17 protein-coding genes and 1 tRNA gene are annotated in these 14,423 nt (G+C 73.7%); 6 read left to right on the top strand and 12 right to left on the bottom strand.

The window, feature by feature from the left end:
* Positions 1–11: 11 nt before the first annotated feature.
* The 3 genes from FF36_RS16955 to FF36_RS16965 are packed head-to-tail and all read right to left on the bottom strand — an operon-like array spanning position 12 to position 3,277.
* Entirely contained in the window at positions 12–1,439 is a 1,428-nt protein-coding gene (locus FF36_RS16955; protein ID WP_044886066.1) for a Stp1/IreP family PP2C-type Ser/Thr phosphatase, read from the bottom strand.
* The gene (locus tag FF36_RS16960; protein ID WP_011607786.1) at positions 1,436–1,933 is read right to left on the bottom strand and encodes an FHA domain-containing protein FhaB/FipA; all 498 of its coding nucleotides are present in this window, start codon (positions 1,931–1,933) and stop codon (positions 1,436–1,438) included. The genes FF36_RS16955 and FF36_RS16960 overlap by 4 nt, the downstream gene beginning before the upstream one ends.
* A gap of 6 nt (positions 1,934–1,939) precedes the next feature.
* Complete coding sequence (locus FF36_RS16965) at positions 1,940–3,277, bottom strand: DUF3662 and FHA domain-containing protein (RefSeq protein WP_044886067.1); 1,338 nt, start codon at positions 3,275–3,277, stop codon at positions 1,940–1,942.
* Positions 3,278–3,437: 160 nt separating this feature from the next.
* Between FF36_RS16965 and FF36_RS16970 the strand changes: the two genes are divergently transcribed.
* Positions 3,438–3,520, top strand: a tRNA-Leu gene (locus FF36_RS16970).
* A 326-nt stretch (positions 3,521–3,846) separates the two neighbouring features.
* Here the strand turns inward: FF36_RS16970 and FF36_RS16975 are convergent.
* Entirely contained in the window at positions 3,847–4,686 is an 840-nt protein-coding gene (locus tag FF36_RS16975) for an HNH endonuclease family protein (protein ID WP_044886068.1), read from the bottom strand.
* A gap of 289 nt (positions 4,687–4,975) precedes the next feature.
* Between FF36_RS16975 and FF36_RS16980 the strand changes: the two genes are divergently transcribed.
* Positions 4,976–5,611, top strand: a complete 636-nt coding sequence (locus tag FF36_RS16980; RefSeq protein ID WP_082121982.1) for a TetR/AcrR family transcriptional regulator — start codon at positions 4,976–4,978, stop codon at positions 5,609–5,611.
* Positions 5,612–5,627: 16 nt separating this feature from the next.
* Here FF36_RS16980 and FF36_RS16985 read toward each other — a convergent pair whose 3' ends face one another.
* Complete coding sequence (locus FF36_RS16985) at positions 5,628–7,775, bottom strand: protein kinase domain-containing protein (RefSeq protein WP_242422570.1); 2,148 nt, start codon at positions 7,773–7,775, stop codon at positions 5,628–5,630.
* A gap of 349 nt (positions 7,776–8,124) precedes the next feature.
* Between FF36_RS16985 and FF36_RS35990 the strand changes: the two genes are divergently transcribed.
* The gene (locus FF36_RS35990) at positions 8,125–8,298 is read left to right on the top strand and encodes a hypothetical protein (RefSeq protein WP_173402717.1); all 174 of its coding nucleotides are present in this window, start codon (positions 8,125–8,127) and stop codon (positions 8,296–8,298) included.
* A gap of 21 nt (positions 8,299–8,319) precedes the next feature.
* Here FF36_RS35990 and FF36_RS16990 read toward each other — a convergent pair whose 3' ends face one another.
* Positions 8,320–8,715 carry a cold-shock protein gene (locus FF36_RS16990; protein ID WP_044886070.1) on the bottom strand — a complete coding sequence of 132 codons (396 nt, stop codon included), beginning with the start codon at positions 8,713–8,715 and terminating at the stop codon, positions 8,320–8,322.
* A 237-nt stretch (positions 8,716–8,952) separates the two neighbouring features.
* Here FF36_RS16990 and FF36_RS16995 point away from each other — a divergent pair, with 237 nt between their 5' ends.
* Positions 8,953–9,180 carry a hypothetical protein gene (locus FF36_RS16995; RefSeq protein ID WP_044886071.1) on the top strand — a complete coding sequence of 76 codons (228 nt, stop codon included), beginning with the start codon at positions 8,953–8,955 and terminating at the stop codon, positions 9,178–9,180.
* Positions 9,181–9,294: 114 nt separating this feature from the next.
* On the top strand, positions 9,295–9,606 hold the full coding sequence (locus tag FF36_RS17000) for a hypothetical protein (protein ID WP_044886104.1): 312 nt from the start codon (positions 9,295–9,297) through the stop codon (positions 9,604–9,606).
* A gap of 15 nt (positions 9,607–9,621) precedes the next feature.
* Here FF36_RS17000 and FF36_RS17005 read toward each other — a convergent pair whose 3' ends face one another.
* Complete coding sequence (locus FF36_RS17005) at positions 9,622–10,254, bottom strand: HAD family hydrolase (protein ID WP_044886072.1); 633 nt, start codon at positions 10,252–10,254, stop codon at positions 9,622–9,624.
* Positions 10,255–10,405: 151 nt separating this feature from the next.
* Between FF36_RS17005 and purS the strand changes: the two genes are divergently transcribed.
* A complete protein-coding gene (gene purS, locus FF36_RS17010) occupies positions 10,406–10,690 on the top strand; it encodes a phosphoribosylformylglycinamidine synthase subunit PurS (RefSeq protein WP_044886105.1) in 285 nt (94 codons plus the stop codon).
* 68 nt (positions 10,691–10,758) lie between these two features.
* Here purS and FF36_RS17015 read toward each other — a convergent pair whose 3' ends face one another.
* The 5 genes from FF36_RS17015 to FF36_RS17035 all read right to left on the bottom strand — a co-directional run bounded on the left by FF36_RS17015 (position 10,759) and on the right by FF36_RS17035 (position 14,340).
* Positions 10,759–11,109 carry a rhodanese-like domain-containing protein gene (locus FF36_RS17015; RefSeq protein ID WP_044886073.1) on the bottom strand — a complete coding sequence of 117 codons (351 nt, stop codon included), beginning with the start codon at positions 11,107–11,109 and terminating at the stop codon, positions 10,759–10,761.
* Between the two features lie 16 nt (positions 11,110–11,125).
* Positions 11,126–11,623: a zinc finger domain-containing protein gene (locus FF36_RS17020; RefSeq protein ID WP_313954355.1), complete on the bottom strand. Its 498-nt coding sequence runs from the start codon at positions 11,621–11,623 to the stop codon at positions 11,126–11,128.
* 12 nt (positions 11,624–11,635) lie between these two features.
* Complete coding sequence (locus FF36_RS17025; protein WP_044886074.1) at positions 11,636–12,484, bottom strand: 1,4-dihydroxy-6-naphtoate synthase; 849 nt, start codon at positions 12,482–12,484, stop codon at positions 11,636–11,638.
* 100 nt (positions 12,485–12,584) lie between these two features.
* Complete coding sequence (gene mqnB, locus FF36_RS17030; RefSeq protein WP_236705292.1) at positions 12,585–13,610, bottom strand: futalosine hydrolase; 1,026 nt, start codon at positions 13,608–13,610, stop codon at positions 12,585–12,587.
* A gap of 280 nt (positions 13,611–13,890) precedes the next feature.
* Positions 13,891–14,340 carry a hypothetical protein gene (locus tag FF36_RS17035; RefSeq protein ID WP_044886075.1) on the bottom strand — a complete coding sequence of 150 codons (450 nt, stop codon included), beginning with the start codon at positions 14,338–14,340 and terminating at the stop codon, positions 13,891–13,893.
* Positions 14,341–14,423 lie beyond the last annotated feature (83 nt).

A 14,423-nucleotide genomic window follows, 5' to 3' on the forward strand; every position in this document is an offset into this window, starting at 1 on the left:
CTGGCCTGAGGTCACGGTGACGTGGTGGGTACGGGCGTGCTCGGGCAGCCTGGAACGGCGACGCCGACGGGGATCGCGGTTTGGCACGCCGCAGGCACCAGACCGGCGGGGTCCAGCGACGGGGACTTGGGACGGTTGGTCGGGGACGGACTGGGCGCCGCGGTGACCGCCGGCCGCGTCGGGCTCGGCGTGTGCAGCCGGGCGATGATCTGCTTCCCCTCGTCCCGGCTGTTGGCCGGGATGCCGCGGCGCACATCGTCCTGATCGGCCGGGGTGAACTCGGACAGCAGCGGGCCGTGCGAGACCTTCGACGAGAGATGGACGCCGGCGATGCTGCCCTTCACCCCCTGGAACAGGGCCACCCGCCCGTTCTCGTCGACGCCGACGTAGTACTGGCCGCGCACGTAGGTCCACCCCGCCGCGGCCCCCGCGACGACGAGGACGAACACGACGGTGGAGACGAACAGGATCCGCCGACCCGAGCGGCGTCGGGCGTCCCCCTCCCCGTCCGCATCGTCGCTCTCGCCGTCGCCGCGGTCGCTGGCCTGCTCCTGGCGGTCCCGGCGGTGGAAACCCGACCGGCCGATCCGGGCCGCCTTGGCCGCCGCGGATTCGGCGTCCGGGTAGCGCGGGTCGGGCCCGCTGCGCGCGGACGCGGCCCCGGGCACCACCCGCTTCTCCGCCGCGGCACCGGCGACCAGCGGGTAGGGCCGGCTCTCTCCACGGTCCTCGGAGATGTCGGCGACGACGACCGTGATGTTGTCCGGACCGCCGCCCTTGAGCGCCAGATCGACGAGCTGGTCCACCGCGTCCTGCGGGGTGGGCAGCAGCAGCGTCTCCAGGATCGTCTCCTCGCTGACCACCCCCGACAGGCCGTCGGTGCACAGCAGGTAGCGATCCCCGTCCCGAGCCTGGCGCACCGACAGATCGGGCTCGACCTCGCGGCCGTCCAGCGCACGCATCAGCAGGGAGCGCTGGGGGTGCGTGTTCGCCTGCTCGGGGGTGATCCGGCCCTGGTCGACGAGGTCCTGTACCAGCGTGTGATCGTGGGTGACCTGGCTGAGGATGCCCTCGCGCAGCAGGTAGGCCCGCGAGTCCCCGACATGCAGCACCCCGAGCATGTCTCCGGAGGAGAGCACCGCGGTCACCGTGGTGCCCATGCCGTCCAGGGCGCTGTTCTCCAGCGACATCTCGCGCAACTGACGGTTGGCGTCGCGGACGGCCTCGTTCAGCTCTGTCACGAGGTCGTCGCTGTCGATGTCGTCGTCGAGGTCGGCCAGCCGGGAGATCACCATGGAGCTGGCGACCTCGCCCGCGGCGTGCCCGCCCATGCCGTCGGCCACCGCCAGCAGGCGCTGCCCGGCGTAGGCGGAGTCTTCGTTTCCTTCCCGTACGTGCCCGACATCCGAGCGAACGGCGAAGTGAAGCCTGAGGCTCACCGGTGGAGCTCCAGGACCGTCTTCCCGATCCTGACCGGCGCGCCGAGAGGTACCGGCATGGGACTGGTCACCTTCGAACGGTTGAGGAATGTGCCATTGGTCGAGCCGAGGTCCTCGACGAACCACTGTCCGTCGTGGGGCACGAGTCTCGCATGCCGACCTGATGCGAAGTCATCCTCGAGGACCAGAGTCGAGTCCTGTGCCCGTCCGATGGTGACAGGTGACGATCCTAGGGGAATCGTTGTGCCTGCCAAGTGCCCCTTGGTTACCACGAGTTTGCTCGGAGACTGTGGCTTGCGTGCTGGTTGAGGTGGAGTCCGGGGGGGTGTCGGCCGTGCCATCGGGGGTGGCTCGCGCCGCTGCTGGCGCTTCGTCGGGCCGAACATGTCCAGCCGGACGGCGCGCACGGCGACCAGGACGAATCCCCACAGCAGGGCAAGAAAGCCGATCTTGACGATCAGCAGGACGAGTTCGCTGGGCTCGGTCGGATCCATCGGCCGCTACCAGCCCCGATCCGACCGCGACCGCCCGCGCCCACCGTCGCCGCCCGCCGGGGGGTCGAGCTGGCCCGGCAGGTACGTCTGCGCGTCGTACACGTCGTCCAGCGGTTCGAGGCCGCTGTCGGGCCCCGCCGCGCCGCGGGCGGGTCGGGCCGGCTCGCGGTAGCGGTCGGTGGCGTCCTCCCCGTAAGGGTCCGGCCGGCGGGGACCGTCGTCGCGGCGGTCCCGCGGATCGCGGCGATACGGGTCGCGCCCGCCGCGCTCCGGCACCGCGCGCTCCGGCACCGCGCGCTCCGGCCCGGCGTCGCGGCCCGGGTCCCGGGGGCCGGGTTCGCGGCGGGCCGGACGAGCCTGGTCACGGGCCCGGCCGACATCCGAGCCCGGGCCGTGGCCGCGGTAGCCGGGGTCGCTGCCTGCCCGGGCGGGGCGCTCCCGGTAGGGATCCGTCGGGTAGGGCTGGCCGCCGCGCGGGGGCGAGCCACGCCGGTACGGGTCGTCCGGCGGGGGCGTGGAGCGCCGGTCCGGCGGGGCCGTCGTCCGATGCCCGACCCGCTCCGGCGGAGGGGTGGCCCGGGAGGGCGACCGGCCCGCGGCGCTGCCCCGGCCGTCCTCACGGTGGAAGACGATGGTCGCGGTGCCGAGCTCGATCCGATCCCCGCTGACGAGCTTGACCTGGGTGGCCGCGCGGCCGTTGACGAGGCTGCCGTTCGTCGAGCCGGCGTCGACGTAAAGGAACTGCCCGTCCGGCAGCCGGCGGATCTCCCCGTGCCGCCGGGACACCCCGGTGTCGTTCAGCCGGATGTCGCACTCGACGCTGCGCCCGATGACGGTGGTCTCGGCGTCCAGCGGGTACTCCCGCTCCCCGCCGCCACCCGTCCCACCCGGGGCCTTCGTCGTGATCAGTAGATGGGGGGTGCCGGGCGCACTCGGGCGCGGACGGCCGCGGCGCCCGCTGACGACCCCCGGGTCCGCCGCCGCCACGCTGCTGCGGATCCGGAAGACGCCGACGTCGAGGTCGGCCGCCTCGGACATCCGGACGGAGACCGGGCCGACGAAGGTGTACCGCTGCTCGGCCGCATGCTCGCGGACCATCTCGGCCAGCTCGTCGCACAGCGCCCGGTCATATGGGGAGAGCCGGGCGAAGTCGCCGGTGGCGAGCTCCACCGCGAACTCGTTGGGCACCAGCACGCGGTTGGAACTGACCGCCCGCCGGTCGTCGGTCTCCCGGGCCAGCGCGCTGGCGATCTCCACGGGCTCGACCCCGCCCTTGAACACCTTGGCGAACGCACCCTCGACGAGGCCGCCCAGGCGCCGTTCGAAGCGTTGTAGCACGCCCATGCTCGACCTCCCTTCTCCCGGTCTGTGAGATCGTATGCCCCCGGGCGCGGACGCCCCACGGCTCGGCCGCTTGACAGGTCCACCGCGGTGGGCGACCCCCCGGCGCAGTGGACATCTCCGGCGTGATAGCGTGTCCCCTGGTTAAGAGATAGTCCCACTCGGGCGAGTGGCGGAATGGCAGACGCGCACGGTTCAGGTCCGTGTGTCCTAGCGGACGTGGGGGTTCAACTCCCCCCTCGCCCACGTCAGCCCCTACCGGAGCATGCTGCGCCGGTAGGGGCTTCCTTTATTTTGCCGGGGGGGCCGAGCCCCCCCGAGCCCCCCACGGTGGCCTGTCGGGTGGGTGGGTGGGTGAGGGGGGCGGGGTGGGGGGCGAACTTTGCCACCCCGAGGCGACCACCCCGTCCAGGCTGCCCCGGCACCGAGAAACTGGCCCAAAGCAGCCATTCCCAGTCGCACAGCAACCACTCACGCCCCTGGGACGCCCCTGCGGCCACACCACTGAGTGCACCCTCGGGGGGTGGGGTCAGGCGGGCGACTGTCGTGAAGTGGACGGCTGATCGTGGCGGTCAGTGCGCCGCGGTGGTGCCGAGCGCCGGCTGGGCGGAGCACTTCTGGAGCACCGCCCGCATCGCCTGGGCCTCCGCCGCCACCACCCACAGGTGATAGCGGGACTTCAGCCCCACCTGGCGGGCGATGTACGGGCACTGCTCGCCAGGGCTGGGCGGCAGCCATTCGGCCGCATCGTGGTCGCTCTTGCGCTGGTTCGTCGGGCCGTCCACCGCGAGCAGGTTCTCCGGGTCGTTCGCGAACTGCAGGCGCTGTGCATCGGTCCAGTTCAGTGCGCCGGTCCGCCAGGCGTCGGCCAGCGGCACGACATGGTCGATCTGCACGGCGGAGGCGTTGCGGGAGCGGTCGAAACGGATGATCCGGGTCGTGTACGGATCGGTGAGCTCGCCGGTCAGCACCGTGCAGCCGTCGGACCGCCGCACGGTGGTGCTGCGCAGGTCTCGGCGCAGGATGTCGTTGCGGGTGTCGCAGCCGTTGTGGTCGACGTCGGACCAGGGGGTGCCGAACTCGTCGCGCTGGTACTTCGGCGAGTTGTCCTCGGCGCGGACCGGCAGGGTGGCGAGCAGCGCGAGCGCCGAGCCCGCGGCGCCCCGGGAGGTCGCGCCTGCGGCGCCTGCCGCGCTCGCCGCGCCCGGATCCGCCGCGCCGGTCTGGTCGCCGCGGCTGTCGCAGGCGACCAGCGCGGTGGCCACCGCGAGCAGCAACACGAGCCCGCCGTACCTGATCCGCCCGGCCGATCCTGCCCGTCCAACCGATCCTGCCCGTCCAACCGATGCCGCCCGCCCGACCCGGCGGCGCGGGACCGCACCGACAGCGCTTGTCCGCACCTGACTCCCCACCTCGACGCCCCGCCCACCTCGACGCCCCGGGTCCGCGGGAAGAACGCCTCCGCCCGCTTGACGCCCGTCCGGGCAGAGAGTCACGTTAGCGGTCGATCGTGGTGTCCTGGTGGTTGGTACAACCCGGAAAGGGCAGTTCTTAGCGCGAAACATCGCAACGTAGCCAGTCAATCCCCTACAGTGTGCTGCCATGCTCAGACTGCTGGCGCAGGTCGCCGCCCCGATGCCGTCCCATCCCCGCGGGTAGCACGTGGTTGCCGTCCCGTCCGCGTCGCCGCGATCCTCGGCTGTGCCATCCCGGCCCTTACGCCGCGACGCCGAACTGAACCGTGCCCGCATCCTCACCGCCGCCCGGGAGCTGTTCGTCGAGCGCGGAAACGACGTCGGCGTCGAGGAGATCGCCCGCCGCGCCGGAGTCGGCATGGGCACCCTCTACCGACGTTTTCCGAACAAGGACGCGCTCATCGAGGCGATTCTGCGGTCGACCGTCGACGACATCCGCGAACTCGCCGTGGAGGTGGCCGCGACGGAACCACCGGCAAGCGCGCTGCATTGCTTCGTGGTACGGGTGCTGGCGGCCGACCCCTGCCATGGAGCCTTCCTGGCGCAGCGGCTGTGGAGCGGGCGCACCGCGGAGCGCATGATCGCCGAGGTCGTCCCGTCGGTGGCGGCGATGCTCGCCGCGGCCCAGCGGGCGGGCACGGTCCGCAGCGACGTGGTGCTGGCGGACCTGCTGGTCCTGATGCGGTCGCTACGGCTGGTCGTGGACCTCACCGAGCGAGTCGCGCCGGGGTCCTGGCGGCGCTCCCTGGAGATCATCCTGGCCGGCTTCAGGCCGGATTCCCGCAACGGCGAGCTGCCGGTGCCGGTGCCGGCCTACGCGGCGCTGGCGGGCGCCGGGGAGACGCCGCCGAGCGTCGACTGACGGCGGCCGGCCGCCGTCAGCGGACCGGGATGTGGGCCCCGGCGCTCTGCGAACTCTCGTGGAGCTCGAGTTCCTGCGGCTGCGCATCGCGGGGGACGTCGAAGACCAGGGTGCCGCGCTTGGTCTCGCCGGGGTTGATGGAGTCCCACAGGTTCTCGTCCAGCTTGAAGCGGGCGAGGAAGTTCGCCTCGTGACGGTCGCCGTGATCGTCCCAGAGCAGCTCGGTGGTGTTGTCCAACGCCGCGGAGGTGTCACCGGTGTTGCGCACCGTCACCCGGGCCAGGCAGAACCTGCCGTCCGCGCGCAGTGCGAGGATCCCGTCGCCTAGCCGGGTCTTCGAGCAGTCGACGCCCGCCACGACGAACTCCAGCCGGCCGTCCGTCGCCGGCAGGCCAAGCCCCGCGGTGGGACTCGGGGTGACCGACGCACCGCCCGCCACCGTCCCGGCGGAGCCAGGCGGCCGGCCAGAGTCAGTCCTGCCGCCGTTGCGGCTCGGCAGGCTGACCACGACCACGATGGCGATCAGCGCCGCCACGACGATTCCGATGATCAGTGCGAGCTGCCGGCGGTCCGGTCCGCGCCGGGGCCGGGACTGCGGATAGGGCGGATAGGGGGTGTCTGCGGCGCCGGGCATCGGCGTGGGACCCGGCACTCGTGCCGGCTCCGACATCCGTGCCGGCTCCGACATCCGTGCCGGCTCCGACATCCGTGCCGGCCCCGCGATCCGGGCCGGCCCCGCCATCCGTGCCGACTCCGAGGACCGGGGTGGTTCCGACATTCGCGGCGTTTCCGACATTCGCGGCGGGCCGGGCGTCCGGGTCGGCTCCGGCGTGCGGCTCGGCTCGGCCATCCGCGCCGGCTGCGGCCCGGGTCCCGGGGCCTGACCGGGTGCTCGCTGACCGCCAGGACCGGCCCACCGGGCCGCGGGCGTGCCCGGCGCCGACCCGCGCGGCCGCCCGCCCGGCTGGCGCCCGTCCGGTGGAGCGCCTGGCGCGGCTCCCGGCCCGCGACCACCGGGGGGGCCGGCGGTCGCCGGGTAGGGGGCGCCCCGCGGCCGGCCGCCGTTCGGCGGGCCACCCATCGCCGGCGTCGGGCTGGGCCCGTGGGCGCCCGGGGCCCGGTCTGCGGCGGGCGCGCGGCCCGGTGGGCCGGCCACGTCGGGCCTCACCGCGGGGGCGCCGTCCCGGGGCGGGCGGCGGGCGGGGGCCGAGGTCACCGGGCCCACCCGCGTCGGCGCCGGGCGGGGCACCTCGCCGGTGCGGTTGAGCAGCTCCTCGACCTGGCCTATCGCCGGCCCGATGGCGGGGCCACCGCGGGCCGGCGGCTGCGCGACGAGCCGCAGCAGCAGCTCCCGGGCGCTCGGCCGGTCGTCGGGATGCTTCGCCAGGGCGGCGCTGACCAGCCCGACCAGCGGCTCCCGCAGGCCACGCAGATCCGGGGCGGAGCCCACGATGCGCATGCCGAGGTCGATATCCGAGCCGTCGCCGAAGGGGTGCCGGCCGGTGCCGGCGTAGGCGATGAGGATGCCCCACGCGAACACGTCCGCCTCGGGTCCGATCGGCTGGCCGTGCACCTGCTCGGGCGCCATCCAGCCGGCCGAGCCGAACCCCCACGCCGTCGGCTTGGCCTTCGCGCCCTCCAACGCCTGGGCGATGCCGAAGTCGATCACCCGGGGACCGGACAGCGAGAGCATGACGTTGCTCGGTTTGAGGTCACGGTGCACGAGCCCCGCGCTGTGGATGGCGGTCAGGGCGGTCGCCACCCCGACAGCCAGGCCGGTCAGGGTCGAGGAGGCCAGCGGACCGGACTCGACCTGCTCGTCCAGCCGGACGCCGTCGATGAACTCGGTGACCAGGTAGGGTGCCGGCGCGTTCGGATCGGCGTCGAGCACCTCGGCGGTACAGAAGGGGGCGACCCGCCGGGCGGCCTCCACCTCGGCCCGGAACCGGCGGCGGAACTCCTCGTCGGCCGCGAGGTCGGGCCGGATCACCTTGACGGCGACCCGCCGCCCGGTGGTGTTGCGGGCCAGGTAGACCGTGCCCATCCCGCCGACGCCCAGGCGGCTGATGAGGGCGTAGGGACCGATGGACCGCGGCTCGTGGGGGTTGAGCGGGTCGCCCGGATCGGTGCGGCGGGGGTTCGGGCCCCCGGCGTCGTCGACCACGGTCAGCACCCTACGGATGTGATCACGACCGCTGCCCACTGCTTGTCACGCGAATGCCTCTCAGCTCCCGATCCCACGCACGGCCCGGACCCGACCCGCTACCAGCTCGTTCCCGTCCGGCGGCACGCGGCGGTCGGGGTTCGCCGGTGTTTCTGGGTCGCGTCGTCTCCGTTCGCAGTCTGCCGCACCGCGGGCCGTCTTCGGCACGCGCGGGCTCCCGGGCGGTCGTTCGGGTCGGTTGGCCGACAATGTGTTGCGATTGTGGATGTTTGCGGACTCCGGGCGTTTGCGGATAGTGGATGTGGCGATAGTGGCCCGCGCCCGCGGCGGGATGAGGCATCGTGGGCGAATGGATACCGGTGGCCCGCCCGGCGTCGACGGACCGTGGCTGCTGTGCCCCTGGTGCGCGGGGCCGGTCCCGTTGACCCATCTCGTCGCCTCCGACGACGAACCCGGCGCCCAGGTGGCGGTGTGCACCGGTTGCGGCCGCCGGGTGAGCTTCCTGCCGCCGACGGAGCCGTGAGGACTGACGCCCCGCCGCCTCCTACGCCTCCAGCTCATTGGCGACGGCGTGCACGACCTTGGCCACCCGCTGCGCGATCCGGCGGTCCGGGTAGCGACCGCGGCGCAGATCGCGCTGGACGTCGTCCAACACCTTGATCATGTCTTCGACCATGCTGTGCAGCTCGTCGGGGCTGCGGCGGGCCGCCTGCGCGGCCGCCTTCGCCACCGACGGGGGCGCGGCCAGCAGCCGGACCGACAGCGCCTGGTCCCCGCGCCGCCCGGCCGCGACGCCGAACTCCACCCGATCGCCCGGCTTGAGCCGCTCCACCCCTGCCGGTAGCGCGGCCTTGTGGACGAAGACGTCGCCGCCGTCGTCACGGCTGAGAAAGCCGAAGCCCTTGTCAACGTCGAACCACTTGACTTTGCCGGTGGGCACGGGCGACCTCGTTCTGTGTAACGACAGGACAACGCGACGAAAGCTGAGGGAATCCCAGGCTATCCGCCGACCGCACCACGCGCGGGGTCTTCGGTCGCGATCGGCTGTCGGCCGGACCTCACCAGTGACGATCCCCTTCCCGGTGTTATCCGGGGTGCACCCCGGGCATGCCAGGTCCTGACCCTGGGCCGACCGTCCGAGCTGGACGGCCGGCCCCCGATGGCAGGAGGCGTTTCGATGGCGAATCCCGATCGCGAGGACTTCCGTACCCCGGAGGACTTCGAGGAGGCCGAGCGGAGCCGGGCTCGGGACGAGGCCGTGCTCGGCGCGGACGGCGGCCCGGACGATCCCGAGGCGAACCGCGCGGCCGAGGGTCTGGAGGTTTCCGACCAGGAAGCCGCGAACTACCGCGAGCACGTCGAGCGGGGCGCACACCAGCAGGGCGAGGGCGCGCCGGTCGTCTGAGCGCCGCCCGCGGGGTGCCCGCCCCGGAGCCGGGCACCCCGAGGAGCCCTCGCGGGTTCCCGTGGCCGCCGCCGTGGGCGGCTCCCGCCGGCGGCGCCCCGTAGGCTGGCGGCTGTGCCGCTGACGTCGCCACCGACCGAGCAGGTCGGACCCCGGGACGAGCCGGCGGCGGGCCGCGCGGACCGGCTCGTCGCGGCCGGGTGCGTGCTGTTCGGGATCGGCCTGCTCGCCACGGCGGTCGCGGTGATCCCGTTCTTCTTCGGGGTCAGGAACCTGCCGACGTGGCTGAACGCCGTGGCCGGCGGCGGGCTGACCATCGGGTTCGCCGTCGCGCTGGCCGGGGTGCTCGTCGCCGTCCGCTCCCGGATCCCCGAGGAGGCCGATCCGGACCTCTACCGGACCAACCCGCACCTCCCGATCGACTGAGCGGCTGAGCGGCGGTCAACGTCGCCGGGTGTCCTCGCCCAGCAGCCAGGGTGGGAACTCGCCGAGCCGGGCCAGGACGACGTCCGCACCGGCCGTGCGCAGCTCCTCCGCCGAGCAGGGGCCCGTGGCCACGCCCACCGCGAGCGCGCCGCCCTCCCGCGCGCCGATCATGTCGCCGACGTGATCCCCGACGAAGACGTCCACCCGATGGGTGAGCAGGGCGGCCCCCTTCGTCCGGGCGAACAGGGCGCCCTCGACCGCGTCGGCGGCGATGCCGATACGTTTCAGACTCGCCCGGGCGAGCGGGGTGCTCTTGGCGGTGACGACGACGACGCGACCGGCGAGCCGGCGTACCGCGTCCACCGCGGCGCGCGCGTCCGGCATCGGGACCGACGCGGGGACCGCGTGCACAGCGGACAGCTCCCGGTAGCGGGCGGCGATGGCGGACACGTCCGCAGCGGGGAACCAGTGGGCGAGCTCGCTCTCCAGCGGCGGTCCGAGCCGGGAGACGACCAGATCGGCGTCGACGGCCACGCCGGTCTCGTCGGACAGGGCGGCGAAGGTGGCCCGGATGCCGGCACGGGCGTCCAACAGGGTCAGGTCGAGGTCGAACCCGACAACCGGGGCTGAGGCATTCCAGGACGGCACCAACCGAGCTTAGGCCGGACCCGACGGGCCGGCCGGACGCTTCGCCTGGGTGGCCACCCCCGCGGCCGCGGCGGGTCGACTCTTCGGCACGGCCCCCAATCGGCCCGCAATCGCCGCCGACGGGGCCGCCGGGCCGGTAGTGTCCGCGGGTGTGACCAGGGTTGTGGTGGATGTGATGCTCAAGCCGGAGATCCTCGACCCGCAGGGCCAGGCGGTGCTGGGCGCGCTGCCTCGCCTCGGGGTGAGCGGAATCGTCGGCGTCCGCCAGGGCAAGCGTTTCGAGCTGGAGCTGGCGGACGGGGTGGCGCTGGACGGCGCGGTGCTGGCGCGGGTCGAACATCTCGCGTCGACGCTGCTGGCCAATCCGGTCATCGAGGACTACGTGGTGCGGGTCGAGGACGCGTCGGCCGAGCCCAGCCCGAGCACCGCGGGCTGAGCCGGCCGGCCCCGGCCGCCGCACCGGGCTTGGCGGGCCGCCGGGGCCGGAGGACAGCTGGAGGACGGCTAGAGGACTCGGGGCGCGGCGCCGCTCTCGCTCACCATCGGCCGGCCGTGGGCCTGCCAGGCGAGCATGCCGTCGGTGAGGTTGCGAACCTGCCAGCCGCCCTGGGCGAGGTAGCCCGTGACGGCGGCGGAGCGTCCGCCGGAGCGGCACACGACGACCACGTCCTGCTCGCGGGGCACCTCGTCGAGCCGGGTGACGAGCTCACCCATGGGGATGTGCAGGGCGTCGGCGATGTGACCGGCGGACCACTCGTCGGGCTCCCGGACATCCACGAGCAGCGGGGCACCGTCCGCGGACAGGTCGGCAGGCAGGTCGGCGACGCTGACGGCCGGGATCTGATCAGAACTCACCCTGCCATCCTGCCACCTATTTCAGCAGTCGGGACAACCGGCGATCGGCGAGCGTCCGCCCGCCGGTCTGACAGGTCGGGCAGTACTGCAGGGCCCGGTCGGCAAACGAGACCTCCCGCACGGTGTCGCCGCAGCGGGGGCAGGGCGACCCGGCCCGTCCGTGCACCGCCAGGTTGGCCTTCTTCTCGGCCTTGAGCTCGCCGGCGGCGAGCCCGGCGGCGCTGTCGCGGGCGGCGGTGAGCACACCGACGAGCGCGGCGTGCAGGCTCGCGGTCTGCGCCGCCGACAGCCCCGCGGCCGGCTTGAACGGCGACAGCCCCGCCGTCCACAGCGCCTCGTCGGAGTAGGCGTTGCCGACGCCGGCGAGGCGAGCCTGATCGGTGAGCACCCCCTTGAGCTGGGCCCGTCCGGCGGCGGCGAGGATCTTCTCGAGCGCGGCCACGGTGAAGGCCGCCCCGAGCGGGTCGACGCCGAGCCGGGCGATGCCGGGGCCCAGCGATGCCCCGGGGCCCAGCGATGCCGGGGCTCAGCGCAACGGCTGGCTGAGCCTCGGCACGAGGTCCGCGTCGGCGGCACGGGCGAGCAGCGTCTCGATGGCGGCGAACCCCTCGTCGCCGAGATCGAGGCTGAACTCGTTGACGTACAGCTTGATGTGCGCGTCGACGACGTCCGGCGCCATCTCCTGCGAATGGGCGAGGACGTAGTCGGCGCTCGCGGACGGGTCGGCGAAGCCGGCGGCGACGCTGGCGCGCACCGCGGCGGACAGCGCGGCGCCGTCCAGCTCGCGGCGGGCGAGGATCGCGCCGAGCGGGATCGGCAGTGAGGTCTGCTCCTCCCACCAGTCGCCGAGGTCGGCGAGCGCCGTCAGCCCGTACGACGGGTAGGTGAACCGCGACTCGTGGATGACCAGCCCCGCGTCGTACCGGCCCTCCTGCACCGCCGGCATGATCTTCTCGAACGGCACCACGTCGATGCTCGCCACGCCACGATCGGCGGCCCACAGCCGGAACAGCAGGTAGGCGGTGGTGCGGGTGCCGGGGATGGCAACCCGGGCTCCGCGCAGGTCGGTGCGGCCGGCGGTGAGCACCAGCGGGCCGCAGCCGCGGCCCAGCGCCCCGCCGGAGGTCAGCAACTGGTAGTCGGCCAGCAACCACGGCAGGGCCCCGTAGGACACCTTGACCAGATCGTCACGCCGTTCGGCCGCGCGGGAGTTCAGCACGTCGATGTCGGCGAACGTCACCGTCATCGCGGGTGCGTCCGGCACCAGCCCGTGGGCCAGGGCGTGGAAGGCGAACGTGTCGTTGGGACACGGGGAGATGGCCAGGGACAGCGACTGGGTGTCTCGCGCCGCCGTGCCCGTCGGGCGCTCGCTCATCCGGTGTCCTCCCGCTCGTCGGTGTCCCGCCGCTCGCTCGTGTCCGCCGCCCCGTCCTGAAGGTCGCGTCGGTGTCCTGTAGGCGCGTTGTCCGGGCCGGTCAGCGCGCGCCGTTGCTGCCGTGCTGGGGACCGGAGCCCGCCGCGGCCGTCCCGCCGGCGGCGGGCAGCGCCTCGGCGGCGACCAGGCCCTCGGGGTGCGCGACCAGCGCCGCCGCGGCCGTGCGCAGACTGGCGAGCGCGGCCGGCAGGTTCCAGCCGGCGCGGTCCCGACGGCCGACCGGGTTGCTCACAGCGCGGATCTCCGCGGCGGGGACGCCGAAGGATCTCGCGGCCAGGGCTACGGCGTAGCCCTCCATCGCCTCGGCCACCGGGTCCAGCCGCTCGGTGAGGGCGCTGGCCCGGCGTTCCGTGCCTGTCACGGTCGACACGCTGACCACGGTACCCGTGACGATCCGTCGACCGGTGGCGTCGAGCACGGTGTGCAGCCGCGACACCAGCTCCGGCTCGGGGCGCACGGTGGACGAGCCGAGTCCCAGGTCGTCCAGGGTGAGAAACGTCCCGCTGCCGGTCGGGCCGCGTCCGTCGGGGCCCCGACGGGTCGGTGCGCCGGCCGCGTGGAAGCCGAGGTTGCGGTCCATCTCGCTGATCCGGCCGGCCGGTGCCGACGGGGGCTCCTCGTCGAGACCGGACTCGGCGCCGAGGTCCGCGGCGACCATCCGCTCGGCGACGACGATGTCGCCGACCTCCGCCCAGCCGCGGAACCCGCCCGCGACGCCCATGGTCACCACGAGATCGAACGGCTGCCCGGCGGCGCTCGCGACCGCCAGGGCCGTCGCGGTGCCGGCGGCGGCGGCCGGACCGCCGGTGCCTGCGGCGAGGACAGTGATCGGGCCACGCCGGCGCCCGACGTAGGGGCCCAACGTCGACGTGGTGAGCAACTGGCGGTCCCAGTCCGGGGACACCAGGTTGCCCGGGCCGGCCGGCAACCTCGTCCGGCCACGCGACCAGCTACCCATCAGCCCTGCGCACACCGCGTCTGCCTCGGCTGTCACCGCGGTGACGATCAGGGTGCGGCTCACGACCAGGTCCGGATCATGATCTGGAATGTCCTCGTCTGCCGTCATGCGCTGTTGGTTGATCTACTCGAATGGCACCGGGCCGGACGGCGATGTAACGGCACGGGATTTTCGATGTGGTGCAAATCGGACTTGTTGCCGGACCTTAGCACCACGGTCGACGCTGCGTGGTCCTGATGGCGACCAGGGGCACGCTGCGCGCATGCCGAGGGGCCGAGCGGTGGCAACGGGGGTACCCGGACGGTACGTCCCCCGATCCGGCCCGGGCGGTCGCCGGTCGGGCCGCCGCGGGCGAGCGTCTCGGGCGGGCGGCGCGGCGGGATGCGGGTCAGGGCTTGATCGAGACCACGAACGGCCAGCTCCCCGATGCCGTGGTCGACTTCGGGTCGGTGGGCGCGGCGAAGACCACGAGGTTCACCGTCCCCTGCACGTTCGGGAGCAGGTAGCGGTAGTGGGTGTCGCTGATCGTCTCGGTGATCCGCTGGTTGTTGACCGAGAGGAAGTAGCCGCGATCGGCCACCGAGGTCGGGACGTCGATGTTGAGGCTGCCCCCGGGGCGGGCGTCCAGGTGGGGCGGGGAGACCGTCTGCTGGATGAGGGCACCGTCCCGCAGGTACTGCGCCGCGTTCGTCTTCACGAAGTCGCCGCCGGACTCCATCGTCACCAGCGGTGTCGGACGGTCGCAGCCGGCGACCCCGAGACCGACCGCGACGATGGCGGCGGTGATCGCGGCGAGCCGTGGGAACGGCCGGCGACGGGACCGCGTTGACGTACGCACGCTCGGAGGCTATCGCCGCCGCCGTCGCGGCGTCCCGAGCCGAGGCGTCCGCGAGTGGCGTGGGGCCGACGTCGTGAGCGGTG

It is taken from the genome of Frankia torreyi, from assembly GCF_000948395.1.
Classification (GTDB): Bacteria; Actinomycetota; Actinomycetes; order Frankiales; family Frankiaceae; genus Frankia; species Frankia torreyi.

What these genes read in the sequence shown, in the direction of transcription:
- FF36_RS16960 (WP_011607786.1), bottom strand. Translation starts at nt 1,933, where the DNA reads ATGGATCCGACCGAGCCCAGCGAACTCGTCCTGCTGATCGTCAAGATC.
- FF36_RS16965 (WP_044886067.1), bottom strand. Translation starts at nt 3,277, where the DNA reads ATGGGCGTGCTACAACGCTTCGAACGGCGCCTGGGCGGCCTCGTCGAG.
- FF36_RS35990 (WP_173402717.1), top strand. Translation starts at nt 8,125, where the DNA reads ATGGATACCGGTGGCCCGCCCGGCGTCGACGGACCGTGGCTGCTGTGC.
- FF36_RS16995 (WP_044886071.1), top strand. Translation starts at nt 8,953, where the DNA reads ATGGCGAATCCCGATCGCGAGGACTTCCGTACCCCGGAGGACTTCGAG.
- FF36_RS17025 (WP_044886074.1), bottom strand. Translation starts at nt 12,484, where the DNA reads ATGAGCGAGCGCCCGACGGGCACGGCGGCGCGAGACACCCAGTCGCTG.
- mqnB (WP_236705292.1), bottom strand. Translation starts at nt 13,610, where the DNA reads ATGACGGCAGACGAGGACATTCCAGATCATGATCCGGACCTGGTCGTG.